The sequence below is a fragment of the Vibrio pomeroyi genome (assembly GCA_041879425.1).
Classification (GTDB): Bacteria; Pseudomonadota; Gammaproteobacteria; order Enterobacterales; family Vibrionaceae; genus Vibrio; species Vibrio pomeroyi_A.
Genome location: CP090854.1, coordinates 3,292,897 through 3,318,209, shown reverse-complemented (window position 1 = coordinate 3,318,209; position 25,313 = coordinate 3,292,897). Strand labels below are relative to the sequence as shown.

The window sequence follows — 25,313 nt, the reverse complement described above, 5'->3', positions numbered from 1 at the left end:
TAATGAATTAATACTTTATTTTCATTTTGAATTGCCGTAAGTTTAAACCATCAGAAAAATACTGAATCTTAATCAGAATTATCATTTGCAAAAACAGTGAGCACTGTGCAATTAGGAGATACACAATGGCATTATGGGGCGGTAGATTTACCCAAGCAGCAGACACCCGGTTCAAAGATTTTAACGATTCTCTTCGTTTTGATTACCGATTGGCTGAGCAAGACATTGTGGGCTCAATTGCCTGGTCTAAAGCTCTACTGTCGGTCAACGTATTAACAGAAGAAGAGCAACAGAAGCTTGAGTTAGCGCTGAATGAGCTAAAACTTGAGGTGATGGAAGATCCTGAACAGATTCTACGTTCTGATGCAGAAGATATTCACAGCTGGGTTGAGCAACAACTTATCGGCAAAGTCGGTGACTTGGGTAAAAAGCTTCACACTGGCCGTTCTCGTAATGACCAAGTGGCGACCGACCTGAAACTATGGTGTCGTCAGCAAGGTAACCAACTGCTATTGGCATTGGATCGCCTACAAAGCCAAATGGTGAATGTTGCTTCTCAGCATCAAGAAACCGTGCTTCCTGGCTACACTCACTTACAACGTGCTCAGCCGGTAACTTTTGCTCACTGGTGCTTGGCTTACGTTGAAATGCTTGAGCGTGATTATTCACGTTTGAATGATGCGATTAAGCGTCTAGATACATGTCCGCTGGGTTCTGGTGCCCTTGCAGGAACAGCTTACCCGATGGACCGTGAAGAGTTAGCTCACAACTTAGGTTTCCGTCGTGCAACGCGTAACTCTCTAGATTCTGTATCTGACCGTGATCATGTGATGGAGCTGATGTCGATCGCTTCTATCTCTATGCTTCACCTTTCACGTCTTGCAGAAGATATGATTTTTTACAACTCAGGTGAATCAAACTTCATCGAGTTAGCGGATACCGTGACGTCAGGTTCATCTCTGATGCCACAAAAGAAAAACCCGGATGCGCTAGAACTTATCCGTGGCAAAACGGGCCGTGTTTACGGTTCATTAGCCGCAATGATGATGACAGTAAAAGCTCTGCCTTTGGCGTACAACAAAGACATGCAAGAAGATAAAGAAGGTCTGTTCGACGCTTTAGACACTTGGAATGATTGTATGGAAATGGCGGCACTTTGTTTTGACGGCATTAAAGTGAACGGCGAACGTACACTTGAAGCTGCGAAGCAAGGTTATGCAAACTCTACTGAACTGGCTGATTACCTAGTAGCGAAAGGCATTCCTTTCCGTGAAGCTCACCACATTGTGGGTGTAACAGTAGTAGCGGCGATTGCTAAAGGCTGTGCGCTGGAAGAATTAACCATCGCAGAGATGAAAGAGTTCTCTGAGGTGATAGAAGAGGATGTGTATGACATCCTGACCATTGAATCGTGCCTTGAAAAACGTAGCGCGCTAGGTGGTGTATCACCACAACAAGTGGCTTACGCAGTAGACCAAGCTGAGAAACGTTTGGCGCAGCGTGATACTTCAATCGTTAAGGTTCGTCCTGCTCGTTTGACTGACATCGAAGCATTAGAAGGCATGGTGGCTTACTGGGCGAACATGGGTGAAAACCTACCTCGTTCTCGTAATGAACTGGTGCGTGATATTGGCTCGTTTGCGGTCGCAGAGCATCATGGTGAGGTGACAGGTTGTGCATCGCTCTATGTGTATGACTCTGGCTTAGCGGAAATACGTTCACTGGGCGTTGAAGCCGGTTGGCAAGGCCAAGGGCAGGGAACCGCGATTGTTCAGCACTTGGTTGAGAAAGCACGCCAAATGGCCATCAAGAAGGTGTTTGTACTGACTCGTACGCCTGAGTTCTTTATGAAGCATGACTTCTTACCAACATCGAAATCTCTGCTACCTGAGAAGGTACTGAAAGATTGCGACCAGTGTCCTCGTCAACATGCGTGTGATGAAGTGGCTTTAGAAGTGAACTTGGTCGAGCAGATTATCGCTAAGGTGAATGTTGCATAAGGCATTGATTTTATAGTCCCTAAAAAAAGATCAAAAATCTGATCTTTTTTGGGAACAAATTAAGAAAAGCCCGGTCTATTAAAGTACCACTGCTTTTTCTTAGAATTTTCTAAGAAAGCCCTAGAATCGATTGGTTCTGGGGCTTTTTTCTATCTGTTGTGTGGCAAATTATACTCGTTCGATGGTTGTGACCAATTATCGGAGTATTGAAGCTAGCGTCTAACCATTATTGCCTATCCAACAAACACCTCAGCTAACGCTTTTTGTTCCTCAAAGGCAGCACCACAAACTTCATTATCCAATGCAACGATAGCAAGCCACTGAACGCGAAAGCCGCCATCATCAAAGCGATGGCATTGATGGCTTTCGGGGCTTCTTTGAAAAATAACCACCATACTCCCCAGCTCAAGATAGACAGCACCGTGAGCTGATTCATACAACGTTGGCAGCGGCCGAGTTTGTTGAAGATTTTTTCATTTTTATTGCAATGAAGACATGTCATCTTGGGCTTGATTCGCGTTATGCTTGTTGCCCTGATAATACCACGTCACAAGATATTGGATCACGGTGACATAGAGAGAGAAGATCGATGATTGAGCGCCAAGAAACCAAGCAACGCATGAGCCGTATTGTTAAACATAACGGTACTATCTACCTATGTGGCCAAGTTTGTGCTGATGCAACTAAAGACATCACGGAACAAACACAGACAATGCTAGACAAAGTGGAAGCGCTACTTGAGCAAGCAGGCAGCGACAAAGAGCACATGCTGTCAGCAACGATTTACTTGAAAGACATGAAAGACTTCCAAGAAATGAACGCAGTTTGGGATGCATGGGTACCAGAAGGTCACGCTCCAGCTCGCGCATGTGTGACTGGCGATATGGCTCGCGAAGCGCTACTTGTTGAAATCTCTGTGATTGCTGCTGAGAAGTAATTGCTAAGTATTTAGCGACAGGCAATGGCTTCAAGAGATTCCAGATACCTCGTCCCTCGGTTCTGGAATGACGTAGAGGATTTTGTTCCTACCATATTGTGAAAATTATCGTTATTTCTGATAGTGACGAAGGAGCGTAATCGGGAGTCTGTTATTTGCTCGTTGCAAAAAAGGAAAGCCAATGGCTTTCCTTTTTAGTATCTAGTGTTTGCTAACTGCTAACGATAGTCTGAGATTAACAGCCCGGTCCGCAATCTAGACAGTGTTTCACCGTCTCTGGACCTAGGTGCAGTTTCGCATTCAAGTCACGTAGTGCTGTCCGTACACCTTCTTCAATCACTGGGTGGTAGAAAGGCATGTCTAGCATTTCCGAAATCGTCATCTTATTCTGATGTGCCCAAGCTAATAGGTGCGCCAAATGTTCTGCGTTTGGTCCCATCATCTCAGCACCAAGGAAGCGGCCTGTACCTTGCTCACCGTAAACGTGCAGGATACCTTTGTTGCGTAGCATTACTCGTGAACGACCTTGGTTCTCGAAAGACACTTCACCTGTTGCGAAACAGCCACATGTGCCTAAGCGTGTCGTGATCTCTTTGTACGTTTCACCAACCATCGCGATTTGCGGGTCAGAGAATACTGCAGAGATTTTAGAGCGGCGTAGGCCTGCACGAATCTCAGGGAAGCGACCTGCGTTGTCACCAGCAATGCGTGCTTGGTCAGCGGCTTCATGTAGCAGAGGCAGTTGGTTGCTTGCATCACCCGCAATGAATACTGATGGCAATGATGTTTGTAGCGTGTAGTGGTCTGCGATAGGAACACCACGTTCATCAAGCTCAAGAGAGGTATTCTCTAGGCCAAGTTTGTCTGTATTAGGACGACGACCTGTTGCTGCCAGTACGTACTCAACGATGTTAGTTTCTAGTTCACCTTGCTTATTGATGAACTGGATTTCGACACGTGGTTCACCCGATTCAGTGGTAATACGCTTCATGCTCTCGATTTTTACGTCGGCATCTAGGTAGAACTCTTCATTGAAGGCCCTGTCTGCGTAAGCCATGATCTCTGGGTCGGTTACTGGGCCAACTTGACCACCCAAACCGAACAGTTTGGTCTTCACACCTAAGCGATGCAATGACTGACCAAGCTCTAGGCCAATAACGCCAGGGCCAAATACAGCAACAGATTCTGGTAAATCATCCCAGCTGAACACGTCATCATTAATGATTAGGCGGTCGCCAAGTTCATTCCAAACTGCTGGGTATGCAGGGCGCGAACCTGTCGCGATAACAATACGCTTAGCAGTCACAACCGTATGGTCATCAATTTGCAGCGTGTTGTCGTCTAAGAATTTTGCGTAACCAGAGATCTTGTCTTGCTCTGGGATTTCATCAACACCTTCTAAAACAAAACCAACAAAACGGTCACGTTCAAACTTAACTCGATCCATCACTTCACGGCCGTTAATCACGATATCGCCTTGTGGGTGAACGCCAAAAGCCGGAGCTTTCGCGATTTGGTGTACGCTTTCTGCAGCTGCAATAAGCAGTTTAGATGGCATACAACCAACGCGAGCACAGGTGGTACCGTAAGGGCCGCCTTCAATCATCACGACACTGTCAGTGTGTGCTTTTGCAGCGCGGTAAGAACCTAGACCTGCCGTACCGCCCCCGATAACTGCTACATCTACATTGACTTGTTTCATAATAATTTTCTCGCAATGGCTGAATTTAGTTTGAACGAACCCCTCCAACTCTGGTGATTTTTTTGAGAGTCAGGATAACGGGTCAGTTTTGTGATTCTGTTTTATTAGGTTTAGCTTGTGACTCTGCTTTTGTTACTAACTATAGATTAGTTAAAACTGAGCGAGCCACAGGCTATATTCTTTTTCCAAAGCTCACATGAGAGTGGTTTGGAATAGCTAACCCACAAGAGGGTGGGTTAACTGATATTGCTAGTTCACTTAATTGCTAAGCGTTTATTAGCGACTAAGTAATTAACCTAGGAAAGCTTCTAGTTCTTCGCTGCCACCAATGTGTTTGCCACCGATGAAGACTTGAGGAACAGTAGTGCGACCAGAGATTGCACGTAGGCTTACTGTTGTTGCATCTTTACCTAGAACCACTTCTTCGTAGTTTAGACCTTTGTCGATTAGGTTCTGCTTCGCTTTCATACAGAAAGGACAGCCTGGCTTAGTGAATACTGTGATTGACTCTTGCTCTTTGTGCTCAGGAGCAAGGTAGTTCAGCATAGTATCTGCATCAGAAACCTTGAACGGGTCGCCTGGTACGTCTTCTTCGATGAACATTTTTTCTACCACGCCGTTTTTAACCAGCATGCTGTAGCGCCATGAACGTTTGCCGAAGCCGATGTCGTTTTTCTCAACTAGCATACCCATGCCGTCTGTGAAATCACCGTTACCATCAGGGATGAATGTGATGTTTTCCGCTTCTTGGTCTGCTTTCCATGCGTTCATTACGAACGTGTCGTTTACAGAAACACAAAGGATGTCATCAACGCCGTTTTCTTTGAACACTGAGTGTAGTTCGTTGTAACGAGGTAGGTGGCTTGAAGAACATGTTGGAGTAAACGCGCCTGGTAGGCTGAATACGATAACTGTCTTGTCTTTGAAAAGCTCTTCTGTCGTTACGTTAACCCATGCATCGCCTTGGCGAGTTGGAAATGTTACTTGAGGGATTGATTGACCTTCTTTAGATGCAAACATATTGATTTCCTTAAATAGTATTTTTAATTTTGTTCTATTAGAGCTTAACGTTTTTCGTTGCTCTGTTTCGTTTTGTTGAGCCCATTATTAGATAAATTCTTTGATAGCTCTAATCGTTTGATGTTATGGTTTTGATAGGTAAATTCTATCAAGAGCATTTTTCTTTTAAATGTTGCTATGAAAACCCTTGTTCTTATTAAAACCTGAGGTAAGAGACTGATCATGAACATTCGTGACTTTGAATACTTGGTGGCGCTCGCAGAGCACAAACACTTCCGAAAAGCGGCAGAAGCGTGCTTTGTAAGTCAGCCCACACTGAGCGGTCAAATACGCAAACTCGAAGATGAAATCGGACTTCAGTTAACCGAGCGTAGCCCAAGGAAGGTGATATTTACAGAATCAGGGTTACAACTTGTTGAGCAAGCCAAGCGCATTCTCAACGAGGTGAAGACCTTTAAAGATATGGCGAGTGGACACGGCGAAGCAATGACTGGGCCGATGCACATTGGTTTTATTCCGACGGTTGGCCCTTACATTTTGCCTAAGATTGTTCCTCATCTGAAAGAGAGCTTTCCTGAGCTAGAGCTCTACCTGCATGAAGCGCAAACTCATCAATTGGTAAGTCAGTTAGAAGATGGCAAGCTTGATTGCTTGGTACTGGCTGCGGTCGATGAAACCGCGGTGTTCAAAGAGATTGATGTGTATGACGAGCCGTTAAGTGTTGCCGTGCCGTGTGACCATGAGTGGGCTCAACAAGACAGCGTCGATATGTTGCAGTTAAATGGGCAGACAGTACTGGCGCTGGGTGATGGTCACTGCTTAAGAGACCAAGCATTAGGCTTCTGTTTTGCTGCAGGTGCAAAAGATGACGAGCGCTTTAAAGCGACCAGCCTAGAAACGCTACGAAATATGGTGGCAGCAGGGGCGGGTATTACTTTGCTTCCACAGTTATCAGTACCGAAAGAGAAGCAGAAAGACGGTGTGTGTTACGTGCCTGCGGTGAACCCAACACCTTCACGTCGTATTGTGGTTGCATACCGTCCGGGCTCTCCATTGAAAGGACGCTTTGAGCAACTGGCGGAGACTATTCGCACTCAATTGGAAAAGGTCGTTTAGCTTCATCTCCGTATAGCAGATACAAAAAAGGGTTGATATGAATTCATATCAACCCTTTTTATTTGCTCATGTCGTTAGGTTCAAAAAACTATCTAGAACAGTTCTTCTACCGTTTCACCTGAAGAGGTGGAGTAGATATCATCATTGAAACGTTCAGTGATGTACTCAGTAGGCTCAGTGCCTTTCTCGAAGTACTCGAACATTGATGAGCTATCGAACTTGTTGGTCAGTAAGCCAGTATCACGGTCAATACGAACGCGGACGATGTTTTCCGGAATCTCTTTACGCTCAGCAGGAACGCCTGCGAGTGCAGTACCCATGAAATCAACCCATGCAGGTTCTGCTGTTTTTGCGCCAGCTTCTGCACCAGTAATCTGGTTTTTACCAAGGTTAGAGTTCGCTTTAGTGCGACCTAGGTTGCGGTTGTGGTTATCAAAACCAACCCATACCGTTGCAACCATGCCAGGGCCGTAACCGCTGTACCAAGTATCTTTCGAGTCGTTGGTCGTACCGGTCTTGCCACCAATGTCACGACGCTTCAATGGTTGAGCACGCCAGCCTGTTCCATTCCAACCCGTACCCGCACTCCAGTCACCGCCACCCCAGATGTTGCTGTACATCATTTCACGAACAAGGAAAGCGTTCTGCTCAGAGATAACTTGAGGTGCGTACTGCACTTCAGCGTCAACGTCTTGTTCGGCAAACTCATCCGCCATTGGATCTGCGGTAATAGTCTGTTTGCAATCTTCTTTACACACAACTTTCGGTGTTGCTTCAAACTCAGTTTCACCAAATGGTGTCTCAACGCGGCTGATGTAGAAAGGTTCAACGTAGTAACCACCATTCGCGAATACTGAGTAACCTTGTGCTACTTTCATTGGCGTTAAGCTACCAGCACCAAGCGCAATAGTCTCAGAACGAGGCACTTCATCAATATCAAAGCCGAAACGAGTTAGGTAGTTACGAGTGTCATCTAAACCAACTTCACGCAGCACACGTACCGCCATTACGTTTTTCGATTGAGCTAAGCCAATACGCAAACGAGTCGGGCCAACGTAGGTTGGTGGCGAGTTCTTTGGTCGCCATGCCGTACCTTGGCTCTTATCCCATTGGTTAATCGGTGCATCGTTGATCAGTGAAGCCAGTGTTAAGCCTTTCTCAATCGCTGCTGAATAGATAAATGGTTTGATACCAGAACCCACTTGACGAATAGATTGCGTCGCACGGTTGAATTTGTTGTGTACGAAGTTGAAGCCACCCACCATCGACAATACTGCACCGTTGTTCGGGTTCATTGCCACAAATGCAGTGTTTGCATTGGGCACTTGGCTTAGACGCCAAACAACAGGTGTTTCCGATTCTGCTGTCGCTGACTCTTCTGTCGGCTCTTCAGAAACTTCGTCGCCTGTGACGGCTTCATGGCGAACCCAAACTTGCTCACCAACAGCAAGAATCTCTTTTGCTTGCGAAGGAGCAGGGCCTTGACGGTCGTCTGTTAGGAACTTACGTGCCCAGTTCATACCTTGCCATTCAATTGTGCCTTCGCCTTGGTTTTTAACCCAAACCTGAGCGCTTTTCGAATCAACTGAAGTCACAACCGCAGGGACTAGGTCACCATAGGTTGGCTGAGACTTAAGGTGTTTAACGATTTCGTCTTGGTCCCAAGCCGATTGCTCGGTTTGCCATAAGACTTTTTCAGCACCACGGTAGCCGTGACGCTCATCGTAGCCAAGCAGGTTCTTAATCGCGGCTTGGTTCGCTGCTTTCTGTAGTTTTGAATCAACGGTCGTGTAGACCTTCATGCCTGATGTATAAGCGGCTTCGCCATAGCGTTCGACCATCCAAGCACGTGCAACTTCTGCAACATACGGCGCGCTGAGTTCAATCTCTGCACCGTGGTACTTCGAGATAAGCTCTTCACTGCGAGCTTCATCAAACTCTGCTTGAGTGATGTATTTCTCGTCCAACATACGACGTAATACAACGTTACGACGGTTGGTCGCACGCTCAACAGAGTAGATTGGGTTCATTGTCGATGGTGCTTTTGGCATACCCGCAAGCGTAGCTAACTCACTCAGGGTTAGATCCGGAAGATCTTTACCGAAGTAAACACGCGCTGCTGCGCCGAAACCATATGAACGGTGACCAAGGAAGATCTTGTTTACGTACAGCTCCATGATCTCTTCTTTGCTAAGCAGTTGCTCAATGTGGATCGCAATGAAGATCTCTTTAATCTTACGCATGATCTTTTTCTCATTAGATAAGAAGAAGTTACGCGCAAGCTGCTGAGTAATGGTACTCGCACCTTGTTTAGCAGAACCCGACATAGCAACCACGATCGCTGCACGAGTAATACCGATTGGGTCAATACCTGGGTGTTCGTAGAAACGGCTATCTTCGGTAGCAATCAAAGCCTCAACTAAGTGGCGAGGAATCTCGTCATAAGTGACTGGATTACGACGCTTTTCACCAAATTGAGAGATCAACTTACCGTCTTGACTGAAGACTTGCATCGGCGTTTGGAGTTCTACGTCGCGCAAAGTGGCAACATCAGGCAACTCTGGTTTTACGTAATAATAAAACCCGAAAATTGTACTGACTCCAAGAATCATGCAAATCAATGTAAATATGAATAATCGCTTTATGAACTTCACCGGATAATCCCTGATTAGTTAAGGCTGATAAGCAGCAAACCCTTGTACTCTAGGCTAAAAACTTAGCTTTCGTTTATTAACGCTTATTTAACTAATAATCACAACCCCTAGATAATCAACGAAATGCTTGGCACTTCAGGAGCTAGGTCACATGGGTTCATCATTAATTACAGGTATAGATATAAATCATCACAGCATCAAAGCCGTGGTACTAAAACCCGTGGGGGAGTTGTATGCCCTAGTGGGATACAAAGAGCTGCCGATTTCGGACGACATTTTTACAGCTAACCATACTTTGGAGTATCAGAAAACTGTTAAGAAACTCAAAGAACTTAGGAAAGGACTGCCTTTTGGCTGTCGCAACGTCGCCATTTCGGTACCAGATAACACAGTGATCAGCAAAGTACTGCAAATAGAGAGTGAGTTAGAAGACAGAGAAAAAGAGTTTTCGATCTATCAAACCTTTGCTCACCAGTCTCCCTTTCCTATCGAGGAGCTGAGTTTAGATTTTGTAAAGCTGGAAGACAAACGATTTGGTAAAGGATCGACAAGCAGTTATCAAGTGTATGCCACTCGCAAGGAAGTGGTCGATAGCCGAGCTGATGCGCTAACTAAAGCAGGCTTTAAACCTGTGGTCGTGGATACGCAGGCTCACGGGCTGCTTAATATCTGGCAATTGGCTTCGCGCTTGTATCCCGATAAGAAGAACTGGTTGCTGGTGGATGTTGGAATCGACCAAACCTCGCTAGGGGTTATCCCGCAGAGTTCAGCACCTTTTTATAAAGATATCGCCTTTGGCACTCAAGATCTTCGCAGCTCGGATAACCCGAGTGATATAGAAGGCGTGTTCGGCACGGCTGAAGATACCCACCGATTTATTGTCAATTTGATCGAAAAGCTCAAGCGTCAGTTGCAGCTCTATTCTTCAGTCAATGCACTTCAGCCTATTTCAGGAATCTGGTTAATGGGCGAGGGAGCTAGCATCCCGATGGTTACTGAAGAGCTAGAGCGCCATTTTCAGTTGAGCTGTGAGTCGCTTAATCCTTTATCTCTGTTTGAGAACAAAGTGGCGAAGCGACGTCGACTGCCCATGGACTGGCAACACTTTGGCATTGCCGCGGGTATGGCGATGAGTGGACTCAAGTGGCAGGGAGAAAAGCATGTTGCATCAAATTAACCTGCTGCCTTGGCGTGATGAGATTCGTGCTCAGCACAAAAAGCGTTTTGTTCATCTAGTCATTCTCGGTGTCATCATTGCGCTTGGTGGGCAATGGGCGGTCGGTAACTATTTTCACGACCAACAAGCCAAGCAGCAAGCGCGCCTCAACTATCTCAATCAATACATCGCTGAGCTCGACCGACAGATTCAGTCTTTAAGAGTCGCGGAACAAGAGCATAAAGCCATTCTCACTCGACTGGATGTGGTGGAGTCTCTGCAGCTTGGCCGCAATAAGACCACCGACTTCATGAACCTGATGCCAGAGCTGATTCCTGAGGGGGTGTATGTCGACAAGATAAAGATGAATGGTCAAGAGATAGAAATGTCGGGCATCAGTGACAGTACGGCTCGTCTCGCCACTATGTTGGACAACCTAGAACGATCTGATTCTCTGGAAGGGGTCGAGATGCACTCTATCGTTCATAACCGCAAGCGCTTCAATAAAGAGTTTCAGACCTTCAAGGTCTCTTTTGTGTTCAGTCCAGTGTCATTAGAGGGCACGACCGCACATAGAAAAGGCAAGGGGGCTAACCATGGCTAGCTTTCAAAGCATGATGAGTCTACAAGATCTTGATATCGATGAGATAACCGAGTGGCCGTTGCTGCCTCAGCTTCTAGTCATTCTGGTGTTGATGATATTAATCCAAGGTGTCGGCACTTGGCTTTATGTGTTGCCACTCGACGATGAACTGCAACAGATGAAGCAGCAAGAACAAACCTTAAAGACGACCTTGCGAATAAAGGCCAATAAGGTTGCGGCCTTACCTAAATTGCAGAGCCAGTTAGATGAACTAACCAGTCGCTACGATTATTTGTTGGAGCAGCTGCCGGTTCAAAAAGAACTGGCCAGTATGTTGGCGTCTGTGAATGAACTCGGCTTAGATAATTCGCTGACCTTCACTCGAATCGATTGGGGGCAAAAGCAGAACAAGGAGTTTCTCTTTCGTTTACCGCTCAATATCGAACTGACGGGTGACTACCATGAGATTGGCGACTTCTCTGCGGCCATCGCCAAGCTACCGCGCATCATTAGCTTTGATGATGTGAACTGGCAGCGAGTCAGCCAAGAAAGCAGCACGCTGCACTTTAGGGTTCGAGCTTATACCTACCAGTTTAAATCGGAGGTCAATGATGAAACCCAATAGCGTGCTCTACTCAATCGTGTTGCTGCTTGTGCTGTCAGGCTGCAAAGCCAATCAAGATTCACTCGAAGACTTTGTAGTGCAGGTTGAAGCCAAGGCGAGAAAAGACGTTGAGCAACTTGTCCCTGCGACTGAGTTCTTGGCTGCGACTTATCAGCGCCGAGCTTTTCGTCCTCCCTTTGAACTTCCCAAAGAAGCCATTGTGCAAAACCAGCCTTTGGTTAAGAAAGACTGTTGGCAACCTAGCGCTCGCTCTCGTAACGGAAAGCTAGAGAAGTACCCACTTAGCAAGTTGCGTTTAAGAGGCGTGATGGGCAGTGGGTCAAGTGTATTTGGGCTAGTGCAAACACCGAAAGGCAACGTGGTAAACGTCAAGAAAGGCCAGTTTATCGGCCTAAACAATGGCCGAGTTACTAAGGTGACGAGCCAGTACGTTCAGATTAATGAAACTCTTCCAGATGGCTTAGGTTGTTGGCATAAGCGCAACGTTAGGCTGGCTCTGAAGTAAACCAATGTCACATGATGTGGATATGAGATGTAAATATGAATAAAGGAATAAGTGGATTAGTGAGCAAGGCTCTACAAGGTTTTGCTGTGTCTGTGATGTTGGTTTTTAGCGTACTCAGCCACGCAGAGAGCTTGCCTAATAAATTAGAGAATATTGATTTTAGGGTTAATAAGGATAAAGACGCCGTCATCATTATTGAATTAGCCACCAGTACCGCGGTGGTCGATGTGCAGCGTGCTCAGGAAGGCTTAAGTATAGAGTTACTTAACACTCAGGTTGATGACGACAAACTCTACCTTCTGGATGTGAAAGATTTCGCCACCTTAGTTGAAGGGATTGAAGTCTATAAAGAGACACCGAGCACTCGGCTCCTCGCGACCATCAATAATGACTACCAGTATGAATACAACCTAAAAGGTCGCTTCATTGAGGTGGTGATCAGTAAGCCGGTTATCGATGAAACGACCGCTGAGAAAAGCATCCTAGAGAAAGAGGGCAAGCTGATCTCAATTAACTTCCAAGATATCCCAGTACGAAACGTCCTTCAGTTGATCGCTGACTATAACGACTTCAACCTTGTCGTGTCTGACTCGGTCGCGGGTAACCTGACTTTACGTTTAGATGGCGTACCTTGGCAGCAAGTTCTCGACATTATCTTGCAAGTTAAAGGATTGGATAAGCGCGTGGATGGCAATGTCATCTTGGTTGCGCCGAAAGCTGAGTTGGATCTTCGAGAGCAGCAAGCGCTCGAGAAATCTCGTTTGGAAGAGGAGTTGGGAGAGCTCAAGTCGGAAATCATCAAGATCAACTTTGCTAAAGCCACCGACATCGCTGACATGATTGGCGGTGAGGGTGCGGTGAGTATGTTGTCTGATAGGGGCTCTATTACCATTGATGAGCGCACCAACTCTTTGTTGATCCGTGAGTTGGAAGAGAACATTGCCGTGATAAGAGGCATTATTGAATCCTTGGATATCCCAGTGAAGCAGGTGCAAATAGAGGCGCGTATCGTGACCGTCACTGAAGGTAATCTTGATGAGCTTGGTGTGCGCTGGGGTGTATCCTCGACCAACGGAAGCTTCACTGTTGGTGGTTCAATAGAAGGTAATCATCCATCACAAATCACGCCGTATGACGATGATGGCGGCAATAGTGTGATTGATGACTACCTCAATGTTAACTTGGGGGCGACATCGCCGAATGCATCGAGTATTGCCTTTCAGGTGGCCAAGCTTGGCTCGGATACGCTGCTCGACCTTGAGCTGTCGGCACTGCAACAAGAGTCGAAAGCTGAGATCATTTCTAGCCCACGCTTAATCACCACCAATAAAAAGCCCGCTTATATTGAGCAAGGTACTGAAATTCCTTACTTAGAGTCCTCTTCAAGTGGTGCAACGTCGGTCGCATTTAAGAAAGCGGTATTGAGCCTTAAAGTGACGCCGCAGATCACGCCCGACAATCGCTTGGTATTGGATTTGAGTGTGACTCAAGATAGACCCGGACAAGTGGTAAAAACCGGAACTGGGGAAGCGGTCGCGATAGATACCCAAAGAATAGGCACGCAAGTGCTTGTTAATAATGGTGAAACGGTCGTTCTTGGTGGGATATTTCAACACAGCGTGAGCAGCACAGTCGATAAAGTTCCTGTGTTGGGAGACCTACCTTTGTTAGGTGCATTGTTCCGTCGCAGCTACGAAAATGTGGGCAAAAGTGAACTGCTTATTTTTGTCACGCCTAAAGTTGTGATTCAGTAATGAACAATTAGATTAAAAATAAAGTTGCATTAGTGGCACCTAACCTTGATAATTTCGGGTCTTATCACGAATTATCTGTGAGGAATCGGTGCCACGGGCCTTTTAATTTCAGTACTTGTACTGACCTACCTTGTGGCGATGTCATTGAATTAACGTTGTAAATTACTGCTAAAAACATGGCTGAGAAACGCAATATTTTTCTTGTTGGCCCAATGGGCGCCGGCAAAAGTACAATTGGTAGACACCTAGCTTCCCAACTTCATATGGAGTTTTTAGACTCTGACACTGTGATCGAAGAGCGCACTGGCGCAGACATCGCATGGGTTTTTGATGTTGAGGGCGAAGATGGTTTCCGTAAGCGCGAAGAATCTGTAATCAACGATCTGACAGAAGAACAAGGTATTGTTCTTGCGACAGGCGGTGGTTCAGTGCTGAGCAAAGAAAACCGTAACCGTCTATCTGCACGAGGCATTGTTGTATACCTAGAGACAACAATTGAAAAGCAACTTGCTCGCACTAACCGCGACAAGAAACGCCCTCTACTTCAAACAGACAACCCGCGTGATGTGCTAGAAGATCTAGCTGTATCTCGCAACGCACTATACGAAGAAGTGGCGGACTACACAGTTCGTACTGACGACCAAAGTGCAAAAGTGGTAGCCAACCAGATCGTAAAAATGCTAGAAGAACGTTAAGTTCATTTTTTCGGAGAGCAAACCCATGGAACGGATTACGGTCAATCTAGCTGAGCGTAGCTACCCAATCTCTATTGGCGCCGGGTTATTTGAAGACCCGGCGTACCTTTCTTTTTTATCAGGCAAACAGAAAGTTGTTGTTATCAGTAATGTGACAGTAGCGCCTCTTTATGCTGATAAAATTTTATCGCTATTGGATCAAGTTGGCTGTCAGACTTCTCTTTTAGAGTTGCCAGACGGTGAACAGTACAAAACCCTTGAAACGTTCAATTCAGTGATGAGCTACATGCTTGAAGGAAATTACAGCCGCGATGTGGTGGTGATTGCTTTAGGTGGTGGTGTTATCGGTGACTTGGTCGGTTTTGCTGCTTCTTGTTACCAGCGCGGTATTGATTTCATTCAAATCCCAACGACACTTCTTTCTCAAGTGGACTCTTCTGTAGGTGGTAAAACTGCAGTAAACCATCCCCTTGGTAAGAATATGATCGGCGCTTTTTACCAACCGAAATCTGTCATCATCGATACTAACTGTTTATCAACGCTTCCAGAGCGTGAGTTTGCAGCGGGTATTGCTGAGGTGATAAAATACGGCATCATTTACGATGAAGCCTTCTTTGATTGGTTGGAACAGAATCTAGAGAAACTTTATCAACTTGATGAAGAGGCACTGATTACCGCAATTGCTCGTTGTTGTGCAATTAAGGCAGAAGTGGTAGCTCTAGATGAAAAAGAGTCAGGAATCAGAGCGTTATTGAACCTAGGTCATACATTTGGTCATGCGATCGAAGCAGAACTAGGCTATGGTAATTGGCTACATGGTGAAGCTGTGTCATCAGGCACTGTAATGGCAGCGAAAACGGCGCAATTACAAGGACTGATCTCTCAGCAGCAACTTGAGCGAATTATTTCTATACTCAAGAATGCGAAACTGCCAATCCATACGCCAGAAAGCATGTCTTTTGAAGACTTTATGAAGCACATGATGCGTGATAAAAAAGTGCTGTCTGGTCAGTTACGTTTGGTATTGCCAACAAGTATTGGTACTGCTGAAGTGGTCGCTGATGTGCCTCAAGACATCATTAAACAAGCGATTGATTTCTGCCGTACTCTTTAAATTTGGTTGTGAGGTTGCCTAGTTAAACTCTAGGCAACTGAAGCGTTTTACTGATCGATCTTATCAGTAGGGATCCCCAATGAGTTTGGCTCATGAATTAAGAGTATTAGAGTTAGAATCTCAAGTTGAGCTGCTAGAGCGCTTACAGCTTTTGACTAACTTTGGTTCAAACCTAGTCACGGTTGCTGGTAAAACTGGCTCGGGCCGTTCTTGGTTAGTTCAGCGTTATCTTGAAGCGTGGTCGACAGAAAAAAATCAGTGCTTACTGCTTTGTCACCCAAGCCAAGACGATCAACAACGCCGCGCGCTTATTCTTAGCCAAATTGTTTCAGATCCACTCTTTAATCAGCATGACTCTTTATCTGATAGCCTCACTCGGTTACTGGATGGAGAGCCGTGCAGTGTGGTTATCGTCGTTGATGATGCCCAACGACTTTCTGAGCTATTGGTATCCGAATTATGGATGTTGGTACTGGAAGCTCAATCAAACCCTCAATGGACGATCAATATCGTTCTCTTCTCGGATACGGGTCACTTAGACACGCTATTAACACGTCTGAGTTACGGCCAACCACACAAGCCTATCGACCTTGAAATCGATGACCTTTCGCAACCAGAAGCTGAACATTTCTTTGAATCACTGGTGATTCGATATGTTGATGATGAGTCTGAAACTCGCGTGCGACGTGCGTTTAATAAAGCGCAACCTCTGCCCGGCGAGTTAATGGCTTTAGGAGAATTGAAAGTGGAAAAAAGGATTATTATTCGCTCAATCATTGGCTCACCAATCAATATCGCGATTGTGGTGGCCTTGTTGCTGTTGTTAATTGGTGGTGGTTATTGGTGGATGTTCAGTCAGCCAACACCAGACGATAAAGCGCAGTCGCTTATTGCACCGATTGAACAGACCGCTATTCCAACCTTTGAAGTGGAAAGTGGCACTGAACAAACTGGCGTTGATGGATCTGTTGATTCTGAAGCTGAAACCGACATGAGTTACCAAGGTGCGGATGATGACAGTTCGTCTCTGCCACCGACTGTCGTTGAAGATACAGCGAGTGTTGGGGAAGTCGAGCAAGATCAGCAACGTGTTGTGATCACCTCTGACGTGGTTGATGCTCTGCTTGATGATAAGCCTGAAAGTGCCGATACCAGCGCGATTGACGCGGCAGTTGAGGAAAACACAGGGGCAGCGGTTAGCGCACAACCTGATTCTGCACAAGCCGAGCCACAACCAACAGTCGATGAAGAATCAGAACTAACTGATTCTACGCCACCGACCAAAAAGATTACCTTCTCATTTGCTCGTGAAGAGTTACAAGCTATCTCGCCACGCGCGTATACCTTGCAGTTGAGTGCGATGACCTCATTGGAGGATGTGCAATCTTTCATTGAAGAGTATGACCTTGAGAACAAGGTTCGTATTTACCCAACACTTCGCAACGACATCAAGTGGTTTATCATCACTTATCAAGATTACCCAACGATTCAAGTGGCGAGAGACGCGGTAAGTGCGTTATCAAAACCCCTTCAACAGTTGGAACCTTGGGCAAAATCGATGAATCAAGTGCATCGAGAGATAGAACGTGCGAAATAACCCTGAGCTTAGCCTCAAAATATGTTACATTCCGCAGCCTTATTTTTGAGTTGATAGATAGAGCAGTAAATGAAAAAGCAGCGTGCCTTTCTAAAATGGGCTGGTGGTAAATATGGCCTAGTTGAAGACATCCAACGTCACCTGCCACCTGCTCGTAAATTGGTAGAACCGTTTGTCGGTGCCGGCTCAGTATTCCTGAATACTGACTTTGAACAGTACCTGCTTGCAGACATCAATCCCGATCTTATCAACCTGTACAATCTACTTAAAACCGATCCTGAAACCTATATCACGGAAGCGAAGCGCTGGTTCTGCCCTGAGAACAACCGCAAAGAAGCCTTTCTAGATATTCGTGCTCAGTTCAACGATACCGACAACGTCATGTATCGTTCGCTTGCCTTCTTGTATATGAACCGCTTTGGCTTTAATGGCTTGTGTCGATACAACAAGAAGGGCGGTTTTAACGTTCCGTTTGGTTCTTACAAAAAACCTTACTTCCCAGAAGCCGAGCTGGAGTTTTTTGCTGAGAAAGCGAAAAAGGCCACCTTCGTCTGTGAGGGATATCATGAAACCTTTAGCCGTGCTCGCAAAGGCTGCGTGGTTTACTGTGATCCTCCGTACGCTCCGCTATCGAATACCGCTAACTTTACCTCTTACGCAGGTAATGGCTTCAGCTTAGATGATCAGGCAGCTTTGGCTGATGTCGCTGAAAAAGCCGCAATGGAACGTGGTATTCCTGTTTTGATTTCAAACCACGATACGACACTAACGCGTCGCTTATATCATGGTGCGGAACTGAACGTGGTGAAGGTGAAGCGCACCATCAGCCGTAATGGTGCTGGGCGTAATAAAGTTGATGAGTTACTGGCGCTTTTCCATAAAGAGAAAAACCAGCAACACACATTAACGGAATAGGTCTGGTCAGAATAACCTCCAAATTCATTAAATTGAGTGACCAACGGATACTTTCTTAAACTAATCTTTCGAACTGCTAGGATCTGCTTAGGTGCTTAGGTAGAATTGCACACCAAATAGTCTTGGGCTTGAGTCTTGTATTTGTGTATGAGAGAGCACCAAGGCGGTGACATTCGCAATTTACTCACTCTTAAGAGGTTTGGTATGAAAGATTTTCTAATCGCTCCATCGATTTTGTCTGCAGATTTTGCTCGTCTTGGTGAAGACGTAGAAAAAGTGTTGGCAGCTGGTGCTGATGTTGTGCACTTCGATGTGATGGACAACCACTACGTACCTAACCTGACTTTTGGCGCGCCTATCTGTAAAGCGCTGCGCGACTACGGTATTACTGCTCCTATCGATGTTCACCTAATGGTTAAACCGGTCGACAGCATTGTGCCTGAGTTTGCAAAAGCGGGCGCATCAATGATTACCTTCCACGTTGAAGCATCAGAGCACATCGATCGCACTCTACAGCTCATCAAAGAACACGGCTGTAAAGCGGGTGTCGTTCTTAACCCTGCAACGCCTCTGTCTTGCCTAGATTACATCATGGATAAAGTAGACATGATTCTACTGATGTCTGTGAACCCAGGTTTCGGCGGTCAATCTTTCATTCCTCACACGCTAGATAAGCTACGTGCAGTTCGTAAGCTAATTGATGAGTCAGGCCGTGACATTCGCCTTGAGATTGATGGTGGCGTAAAGGTTGATAATATCCGTGAAATCGCAGAAGCGGGCGCGGATATGTTCGTTGCGGGTTCAGCTATCTTCAATCAACCAGATTACAAAGAAGTGATTGATGAGATGCGTGCAGAGCTTGCAAAAGTTAACGCATAAAAGTAGAACTAGGGTCAGTTGACCTAAAATCAAAAATTTAGATAAAGGGGCTCATTGGCCCCTTTTTTACGTCTTATTGCTCAACACATAAGACGAATATAATTAATAGGAAAGTAAGATGTCATTAAGCTCAATAAAACTGATCGCCTTTGATTTGGATGGAACCTTGTTAGACAGCGTGCCTGATTTGGCTGTTGCCGCTGACCAAGCTTGTCAGGAGCTGGGTTTCCCTTCAGTGAGTGAAGAACAAGTTCGCGACTATGTTGGCAATGGTGCTGACGTGCTTATCGGTCGTTCATTAAGCCGTGATCTAACTGTGGACCCAAGCCTAGAGCCTGAGCTGCTGAAGAAAGCGCGCATCTTGTTTGATGATTTTTACGAACAGGGCGGTCACAAGCTGAGCCACCTTTACCCATCAGTAAAAGAGACGCTGGCTGAGCTACATAAAGCGGGCTTTACTATGGCGCTTGTGACTAACAAGCCATCGAAGTTTGTACCCGACGTTCTGGCGCAACACGGTATCGATAAGTACTTTGTTGATGTCTTGGGCGGCGACTCTTTTCCAGAGAAAAAACCAAACCCAGTCGCGCTGAACTGGTTGCTAGAAAAGCACAACGTAAAAGCGGAAGATATGCTGATGGTTGGTGATTCAAGCAACGACATCAAAGCGGCGAAGAATGCGGGTTGTCACTCGTTTGGCCTGACTTACGGCTACAACCACGGTGAGCCAATTTCAGTATCAAACCCTGACTATGTGGCGGATAACGTTGCTCAATTACTAGATGTCGTTCTAGTTTCAGCATAAAGCGTACAAAAGTTAGCGAACCCACTAGCAAAATACTTATCAATGAGTACACTGGATGAGCCGCGCAGAAAGAGCTGTGCGGCTTTTCTATATTTAAGTTAAGAAGCTAAGCGTTCAATAAACTTAGCGAATAAGCAAAGGAATTAAAACCATGAGCAAGCCCATCGTATTGAGTGGTGTTCAACCATCTGGTGAACTAAGTATCGGTAACTACTTGGGTGCTCTACGTCAATGGCAACAGATGCAAGATGATTACGATTGCCAATACTGTGTTGTAGACCTTCACGCAATTACGGTTCGCCAAGATCCGAAAGCACTGCATGAAGCGACTCTAGACGCATTAGCAATCTGTCTTGCTGTCGGTGTTGATCCAAAGAAGAGCACGCTATTTGTTCAGTCACACGTACCAGAGCATGCTCAACTTGGTTGGCTTCTTAACTGTTACACACAAATGGGTGAACTGAGCCGTATGACTCAGTTTAAAGATAAGTCTGCACGTCACTCAAACGACGTAAACGTAGGCCTATACGACTACCCAGTGTTGATGGCTGCAGACATCCTGCTTTACGGTGCTCACCAAGTGCCAGTAGGTAGCGACCAGAAACAACACCTAGAGCTAGCGCGTGATATCGCCACTCGTTTCAACAACATCTACGGCCCTGAAACACCAATCTTCCAAGTGCCAGAACCTTACATTCCAACCGTGAATGCACGTGTAATGAGCCTACAAGATGCGACTAAGAAGATGTCTAAGTCGGATGATAACCGTAAGAACGTGATTACTCTGCTAGAAGAGCCTAAGTCGATCATCAAGAAGATCAACAAAGCGCAAACTGATGCAGAAACGCCACCACGTATTGCTCACGATTGGGAAAACAAAGCGGGTATCTCTAACCTAATGGGTCTTTACTCAGCAGCGACGGGTAAAACGTTTGAAGAGATCGAAGCGCAGTACCAAGGCGTTGAGATGTACGGCCCATTCAAGAAAGATGTAGGCGCAGCATTGGTTGAGATGCTTGAGCCGATTCAAGCTGAATACCACCGTATCCGTGCTGACCGTGCTTACATGGACGCAGTAATGAAAGCGGGTGCTGAAAAAGCGTCTGAGCGTGCTGCAGTAACACTGAAAAAAGCATACGAAGCAGTAGGTTTTGTTACTCGCCCATAGGGTGAACTAAAACAACTCGCTTGATAATTTGAGCCCAAAGTAGCTTCTGTTTACTTTGGGCTTTTTAATGCCCATTCTATTTGCCTTCCTCGAGAACTCCTTGTTTGAATTGATAATTTACGCAGTATCTGGCTAGCATATCCATCATGTAAATGCTGTGCAGGTGATCTTATTCAGCACTTCTGAACTTTATAAATTCATGCTCATTTCTATATATGTTGGAAATATATAACGTGCCAAACAATTGATGATTCCAAAGTGATAAGTTCCTCATTTTCTTGCCAACTGACTTATTCCTTTCATAAATAAACCTGATAGTTACCACAAAATACATGACTGTCCATAGATGGCAGTGACTATAAATCAATGAACTCAGGTGAAACGGATGGCTCTTTTACACAAACCTTCATTGCTAGCAGTGGCAATTGGTAGCTTGTTAACCACAAGCGCATACGCTGATTTGTTTATTTCACAGTATGTGGAAGGCGGCAGCTACAACAAAGCGGTTGAGATCGCCAATAACGGCGATAGCAGCATTAATTTAGATGGTTATTCACTGGCTAAGTCAGCGAACGGCAACGGATCATGGGGCGCCACTTTACCTTTAGATGGCCACGTTTTAGCGCCCGGTGAGGTGCTTGTTGTTGCTCATACCAGTGCCAGTGATGAGATTAAGGCGGTCGCTGACATTCTCAATGCTTCATTGGCTAATCATAATGGCGACGATCCACTGGCTATCCTGAATTCAGACTCAAGCGTGCTGGATATGATTGGTGTGATGGGTGATGTGGACTGGGGCAAAGACGTTACCTTGGTTCGTGCTGAGCAAACACCTTCGGCGACGTTTGACGCTTCACAGTGGGTATCGCTACCAAAAGACAGCATTGAAGGACTAGGTTCACTAGACAGTGTGGAGCTGCCAGAAGCCTTCGCTTGTACGCAAGATGGCTCTGACCCAGTATTCACCACCATTCAAGAAATCCAAGGTGAGGGCGCTACATCACCATTCATTGATGGCTACCCGTACATCACCGACGATGAGTACTTCGTAAAAGGTGTGGTTAGCGCAGTGACAACGGGCCTAACCAAAGGCTTCTATCTGCAAGCGCTTGAGGATGACTTCAATTCAAGCACCTCTGAAGGTCTATTTATTCACACCAACCAGTCAAGCTCAGATTTAGCTGCGGGCGATGTGGTGTGTGTGAAAGGTAAGGTTCAAGAATACTACAGCCACACTCAGCTTAAAGTTGAAAACAATCAATGGCTAAAACAGGGTGAACAACAAGCCCCTGAAGCGACGGCGATTGAAGCGTTAGACAGTGATGAGAACTTTGCTGCAACGCTTGAACGTTACGAAGGTATGTTGGTGAAAACAACCGAAGCGCTTGATATGCGTGTGACGCGTACCTTTGGTTATGACTACGCAGGCCGTCGTAACAACATGGTATTGGCCCATGAGCGTATTAACATGCAGCCTAACCAGCTTTTCGCAGCGGGCTCTGATGACGCGAAACATCAAACAGAAGACAACGCTGATCGTCGTCTTTTCGTAGAAACGGATCAAAAAGCGGGTGACGGCCAAGTTCCTTTCTACCCAGATTTTGGCCGTACCGACATCGACCAAGATGGTTCGACCGAAGACTACATCCGTATCGATGACACCATTGTTGGTCTAGAAGGCGTGTTGACATACAGCTATGGTGAATACCGTTTAATTGCGACTAACCAGATCTCGGCTGAAAACTTCGTTCGTAACGACCCACGTACCGACAAGCCAGACATGGATGAAGGTGACCTACGTATCGCGACCTTCAATGTATTGAACTACTTCAACTCTCCATTTGGCGGTGATGCGAACCAGCACGGCAACAACCGTGGCGCGAACACCATCACTGAGTTTGAAATGCAGCAAGAAAAGATTGTGAACGCGATTCTTCGTCTAGACGCTGACATCATTGGTTTGATGGAAATTGAGAACAACGGCTTTGGTGAAGGTTCTGCTATTCAACAGCTTGTTAACCAGCTGAATGATCGCATTGAGCGTAAGAAAGACCGTTATACGTTTGTCGCTGTTGATTCAAATGAAGATGGCGTAACCGACGAGATGGACTCGATTGGTACCGACGTTATCACAACAGGTGTTATTTACCGTAAAAAGGTAGTTAAGCTCAAAGACAGCCGCGTTATCGCTATGCCAAGCCAGCAAGCACCAGAGGTGTTAGACGATTCAGGTAAGGTGATTGAAGACGGTAAGAACTACCAGCGTGACTCGTTAGCGCCAACCTTCAAAGTTAAAGGCACTAAAGAGAAACTCACCGTAGCGATTAACCACTTTAAATCGAAAGGCTCTAAGTGTTGGGAAGATGCAGCACCAGTTGAGCAGGGCGGTCAAGGTGGAGTTGATGCCGACAAGCAAGGCTCATGTGAGAACTTCCGTGTAGCAGCGGCAGTTGCTTTGGGTGAAGCGCTAGACGGCATTGAAGGCCATAAAGTGATTCTGGGTGATATGAACTCGTACGGCATGGAAGATCCAATGCTGGTGCTAACGGATTACTCTGAAGAGAAATACGGTAAGCAAATCAAAGCGGCTCGTAACACTTATATTGATGGTGTTGAACAGTTTGGTGACAGCGGTGCGGTAATTACTAAGAACTACGGTTACATTAATGCAGTGGCTCAAAAGCACCCAGATAGCTGGAGCTACTCATACAATGACGAAGTGGGTGCACTGGATCATCTGTTGATCAGCGACAGCCTGAAAGACATGGTGGTGGATGCAACGGATTGGCATATTAACGGCGGTGAATCGACGTTGTTTGACTACAACGAAGAGTACAAAGGCGATCTACCTAAGTACCAAGATCACTTCCGTTCATCGGATCATGATCCTGCGGTTCTTGAGCTCAGAGTCGGCGGTTCATTCGGCTTGGGTGCATTGATGTCATTGTTTGGCCTAGCAATGTGGCGTCGTCGCAAGTAGCTAAATTGTAAGTAGATTGGCAAGCCATACAAGCAAGCCAATTCAGATAACTTAAGGCTATCTGTAAACAATTAAGGTCAACCTAGGTTGGCCTTAATTATTGGCGAAATGCAGTTTCCACTTGCCTTTCGCTATGGGTATTGCACAATACCGCCCCTATATCTCCCAATCCTTTAGTATTTAGTAAACGATTTCGACCCATGTTACTTATCATCGATAACTACGACTCCTTTACCTATAACTTATATCAGTATTTCTGTGAGTTAGGGGTAACTGTAAAAGTTGTACGCAACGATGAGATTGATATCGCAGGTATCGAAGCGCTGAATCCTAGTCACCTTGTTATCTCGCCGGGTCCTTGTACACCGGATGATGCGGGAATCTCTCTGCAAGTTATAGAACACTTCGTTGGCAAGCTGCCGATCTTAGGTGTGTGTCTTGGTCATCAAGCCATTGCTCAAGTGTTTGGTGGTGAAGTGGTGAGAGCCAGACAAGTAATGCACGGTAAAACTTCTCCTATACGCCACAATGGCAAGAGTGTTTTTCAAGGATTGAATAACCCGTTGACCGTGACGCGTTACCACTCACTCGTGGTGAAAAATGGCACGCTACCAGACTGCTTTGAACTGACGTCTTGGACGGAATTTGAAGATGGCAGCATGGATGAAATCATGGGTTATCAACACAAAACCTTGCCAATTGATGCGGTGCAATTTCACCCTGAATCGATTAAAACAGAGCAAGGACACCAGCTTCTCGCTAACTTCCTAGCACGCTAAGTGTTTAAGTTTGACCCTTTCTTCGCCTAAATAAGCCAGTTAAACCTGTCAGCCCATTCGTTAAGCGTTTAAATTCGGGCTTTACGCGCCTCTCTCCCTCTGACGCCGATCACTTTTTATAACATTTCTCTCTCGCTTCGCTAAGTTTTTAGCCTATGCAAAATTATTCGCCTTATTTCCTCTCGAACCCTATATACCACTGTGCCAGTAAGGCTTTGCTATTGCTGGTTATACGTTTAGGTAAAAAAAGCTTCATAAAACAGATTAATTGATGCATAAATAGTCATAGGTAGTGACGTTTAGCTGGTTGTTAGGGATGGCTAAAGAAT

General features: G+C 45.8%; 22 protein-coding genes. 17 read left to right on the top strand and 5 right to left on the bottom strand.

The features are described from left to right. The first annotated feature begins 125 nt into the window (after positions 1-125). Complete coding sequence (gene argH / locus L0992_14735) at positions 126-2,000, top strand: argininosuccinate lyase (GenBank protein ID XGB66932.1); 1,875 nt, start codon at positions 126-128, stop codon at positions 1,998-2,000. A gap of 253 nt (positions 2,001-2,253) precedes the next feature. Here argH and L0992_14730 read toward each other — a convergent pair whose 3' ends face one another. Further along, positions 2,254-2,502: a DUF3624 domain-containing protein gene (locus L0992_14730; protein XGB66931.1), complete on the bottom strand. Its 249-nt coding sequence runs from the start codon at positions 2,500-2,502 to the stop codon at positions 2,254-2,256. Positions 2,503-2,589: 87 nt separating this feature from the next. On the opposite strand from L0992_14730, the gene L0992_14725 reads away from it, so the two are divergent. Further along, positions 2,590-2,937: a RidA family protein gene (locus L0992_14725; GenBank protein ID XGB66930.1), complete on the top strand. Its 348-nt coding sequence runs from the start codon at positions 2,590-2,592 to the stop codon at positions 2,935-2,937. 235 nt (positions 2,938-3,172) lie between these two features. Here the strand turns inward: L0992_14725 and L0992_14720 are convergent, their stop codons facing one another. The 3 genes from L0992_14720 to L0992_14710 form a co-directional block, all read right to left on the bottom strand. Continuing rightward, positions 3,173-4,639, bottom strand: a complete 1,467-nt coding sequence (locus tag L0992_14720; GenBank protein XGB66929.1) for a dihydrolipoyl dehydrogenase — start codon at positions 4,637-4,639, stop codon at positions 3,173-3,175. A gap of 291 nt (positions 4,640-4,930) precedes the next feature. After that, the gene (locus tag L0992_14715) at positions 4,931-5,659 is read right to left on the bottom strand and encodes a glutathione peroxidase (protein XGB66928.1); all 729 of its coding nucleotides are present in this window, start codon (positions 5,657-5,659) and stop codon (positions 4,931-4,933) included. Between the two features lie 44 nt (positions 5,660-5,703). Next, positions 5,704-5,883 (bottom strand): hypothetical protein, encoded by a 180-nt coding sequence (locus tag L0992_14710; protein XGB66927.1) that lies wholly within the window; start codon positions 5,881-5,883, stop codon positions 5,704-5,706. Between L0992_14710 and oxyR the strand changes: the two genes are divergently transcribed. Next, a complete protein-coding gene (gene oxyR / locus L0992_14705; GenBank protein XGB66926.1) occupies positions 5,882-6,775 on the top strand; it encodes a DNA-binding transcriptional regulator OxyR in 894 nt (297 codons plus the stop codon). The two genes, L0992_14710 and oxyR, sit on opposite strands and share 2 nt — an antisense overlap. Before the next feature lie 92 nt (positions 6,776-6,867). Here the strand turns inward: oxyR and L0992_14700 are convergent, their stop codons facing one another. Continuing rightward, positions 6,868-9,429: a PBP1A family penicillin-binding protein gene (locus tag L0992_14700; protein XGB66925.1), complete on the bottom strand. Its 2,562-nt coding sequence runs from the start codon at positions 9,427-9,429 to the stop codon at positions 6,868-6,870. A gap of 151 nt (positions 9,430-9,580) precedes the next feature. On the opposite strand from L0992_14700, the gene pilM reads away from it, so the two are divergent. From pilM to L0992_14630, 14 genes are all read left to right on the top strand, one after another. Continuing rightward, a complete protein-coding gene (pilM, locus tag L0992_14695; GenBank protein ID XGB66924.1) occupies positions 9,581-10,606 on the top strand; it encodes a type IV pilus assembly protein PilM in 1,026 nt (341 codons plus the stop codon). Next, positions 10,590-11,189, top strand: a complete 600-nt coding sequence (locus L0992_14690) for a PilN domain-containing protein (GenBank protein ID XGB66923.1) — start codon at positions 10,590-10,592, stop codon at positions 11,187-11,189. Before pilM ends, L0992_14690 begins: the two co-directional genes overlap by 17 nt. Then, positions 11,182-11,793 (top strand): type 4a pilus biogenesis protein PilO, encoded by a 612-nt coding sequence (gene pilO, locus L0992_14685; protein ID XGB66922.1) that lies wholly within the window; start codon positions 11,182-11,184, stop codon positions 11,791-11,793. Before L0992_14690 ends, pilO begins: the two co-directional genes overlap by 8 nt. Continuing rightward, positions 11,780-12,298, top strand: coding sequence for a pilus assembly protein PilP (locus tag L0992_14680; GenBank protein XGB68741.1), 519 nt, complete (start codon positions 11,780-11,782; stop codon positions 12,296-12,298). The genes pilO and L0992_14680 overlap by 14 nt, the downstream gene beginning before the upstream one ends. 35 nt (positions 12,299-12,333) lie before the next feature. Then, positions 12,334-14,052, top strand: a complete 1,719-nt coding sequence (locus L0992_14675) for a type IV pilus secretin PilQ family protein (GenBank protein XGB66921.1) — start codon at positions 12,334-12,336, stop codon at positions 14,050-14,052. A 176-nt stretch (positions 14,053-14,228) separates the two neighbouring features. Further along, on the top strand, positions 14,229-14,747 hold the full coding sequence (aroK, locus tag L0992_14670; protein XGB66920.1) for a shikimate kinase AroK: 519 nt from the start codon (positions 14,229-14,231) through the stop codon (positions 14,745-14,747). 25 nt (positions 14,748-14,772) lie between these two features. Then, positions 14,773-15,861, top strand: a complete 1,089-nt coding sequence (aroB, locus tag L0992_14665; protein ID XGB66919.1) for a 3-dehydroquinate synthase — start codon at positions 14,773-14,775, stop codon at positions 15,859-15,861. Between the two features lie 79 nt (positions 15,862-15,940). Further along, entirely contained in the window at positions 15,941-17,458 is a 1,518-nt protein-coding gene (locus L0992_14660; protein ID XGB66918.1) for an AAA family ATPase, read from the top strand. 69 nt (positions 17,459-17,527) lie between these two features. Further along, positions 17,528-18,373, top strand: coding sequence for a Dam family site-specific DNA-(adenine-N6)-methyltransferase (locus L0992_14655; protein XGB66917.1), 846 nt, complete (start codon positions 17,528-17,530; stop codon positions 18,371-18,373). Positions 18,374-18,577: 204 nt separating this feature from the next. After that, complete coding sequence (gene rpe, locus L0992_14650) at positions 18,578-19,252, top strand: ribulose-phosphate 3-epimerase (protein XGB66916.1); 675 nt, start codon at positions 18,578-18,580, stop codon at positions 19,250-19,252. 118 nt (positions 19,253-19,370) lie between these two features. Then, positions 19,371-20,057 (top strand): phosphoglycolate phosphatase, encoded by a 687-nt coding sequence (locus L0992_14645; GenBank protein XGB66915.1) that lies wholly within the window; start codon positions 19,371-19,373, stop codon positions 20,055-20,057. Between the two features lie 151 nt (positions 20,058-20,208). Further along, positions 20,209-21,225 carry a tryptophan--tRNA ligase gene (gene trpS / locus L0992_14640; protein XGB66914.1) on the top strand — a complete coding sequence of 339 codons (1,017 nt, stop codon included), beginning with the start codon at positions 20,209-20,211 and terminating at the stop codon, positions 21,223-21,225. A 385-nt stretch (positions 21,226-21,610) separates the two neighbouring features. After that, a complete protein-coding gene (locus tag L0992_14635) occupies positions 21,611-24,205 on the top strand; it encodes an ExeM/NucH family extracellular endonuclease (protein ID XGB66913.1) in 2,595 nt (864 codons plus the stop codon). A 200-nt stretch (positions 24,206-24,405) separates the two neighbouring features. Further along, on the top strand, positions 24,406-24,984 hold the full coding sequence (locus tag L0992_14630) for an aminodeoxychorismate/anthranilate synthase component II (protein XGB66912.1): 579 nt from the start codon (positions 24,406-24,408) through the stop codon (positions 24,982-24,984). Positions 24,985-25,313: the final 329 nt, after the last annotated feature.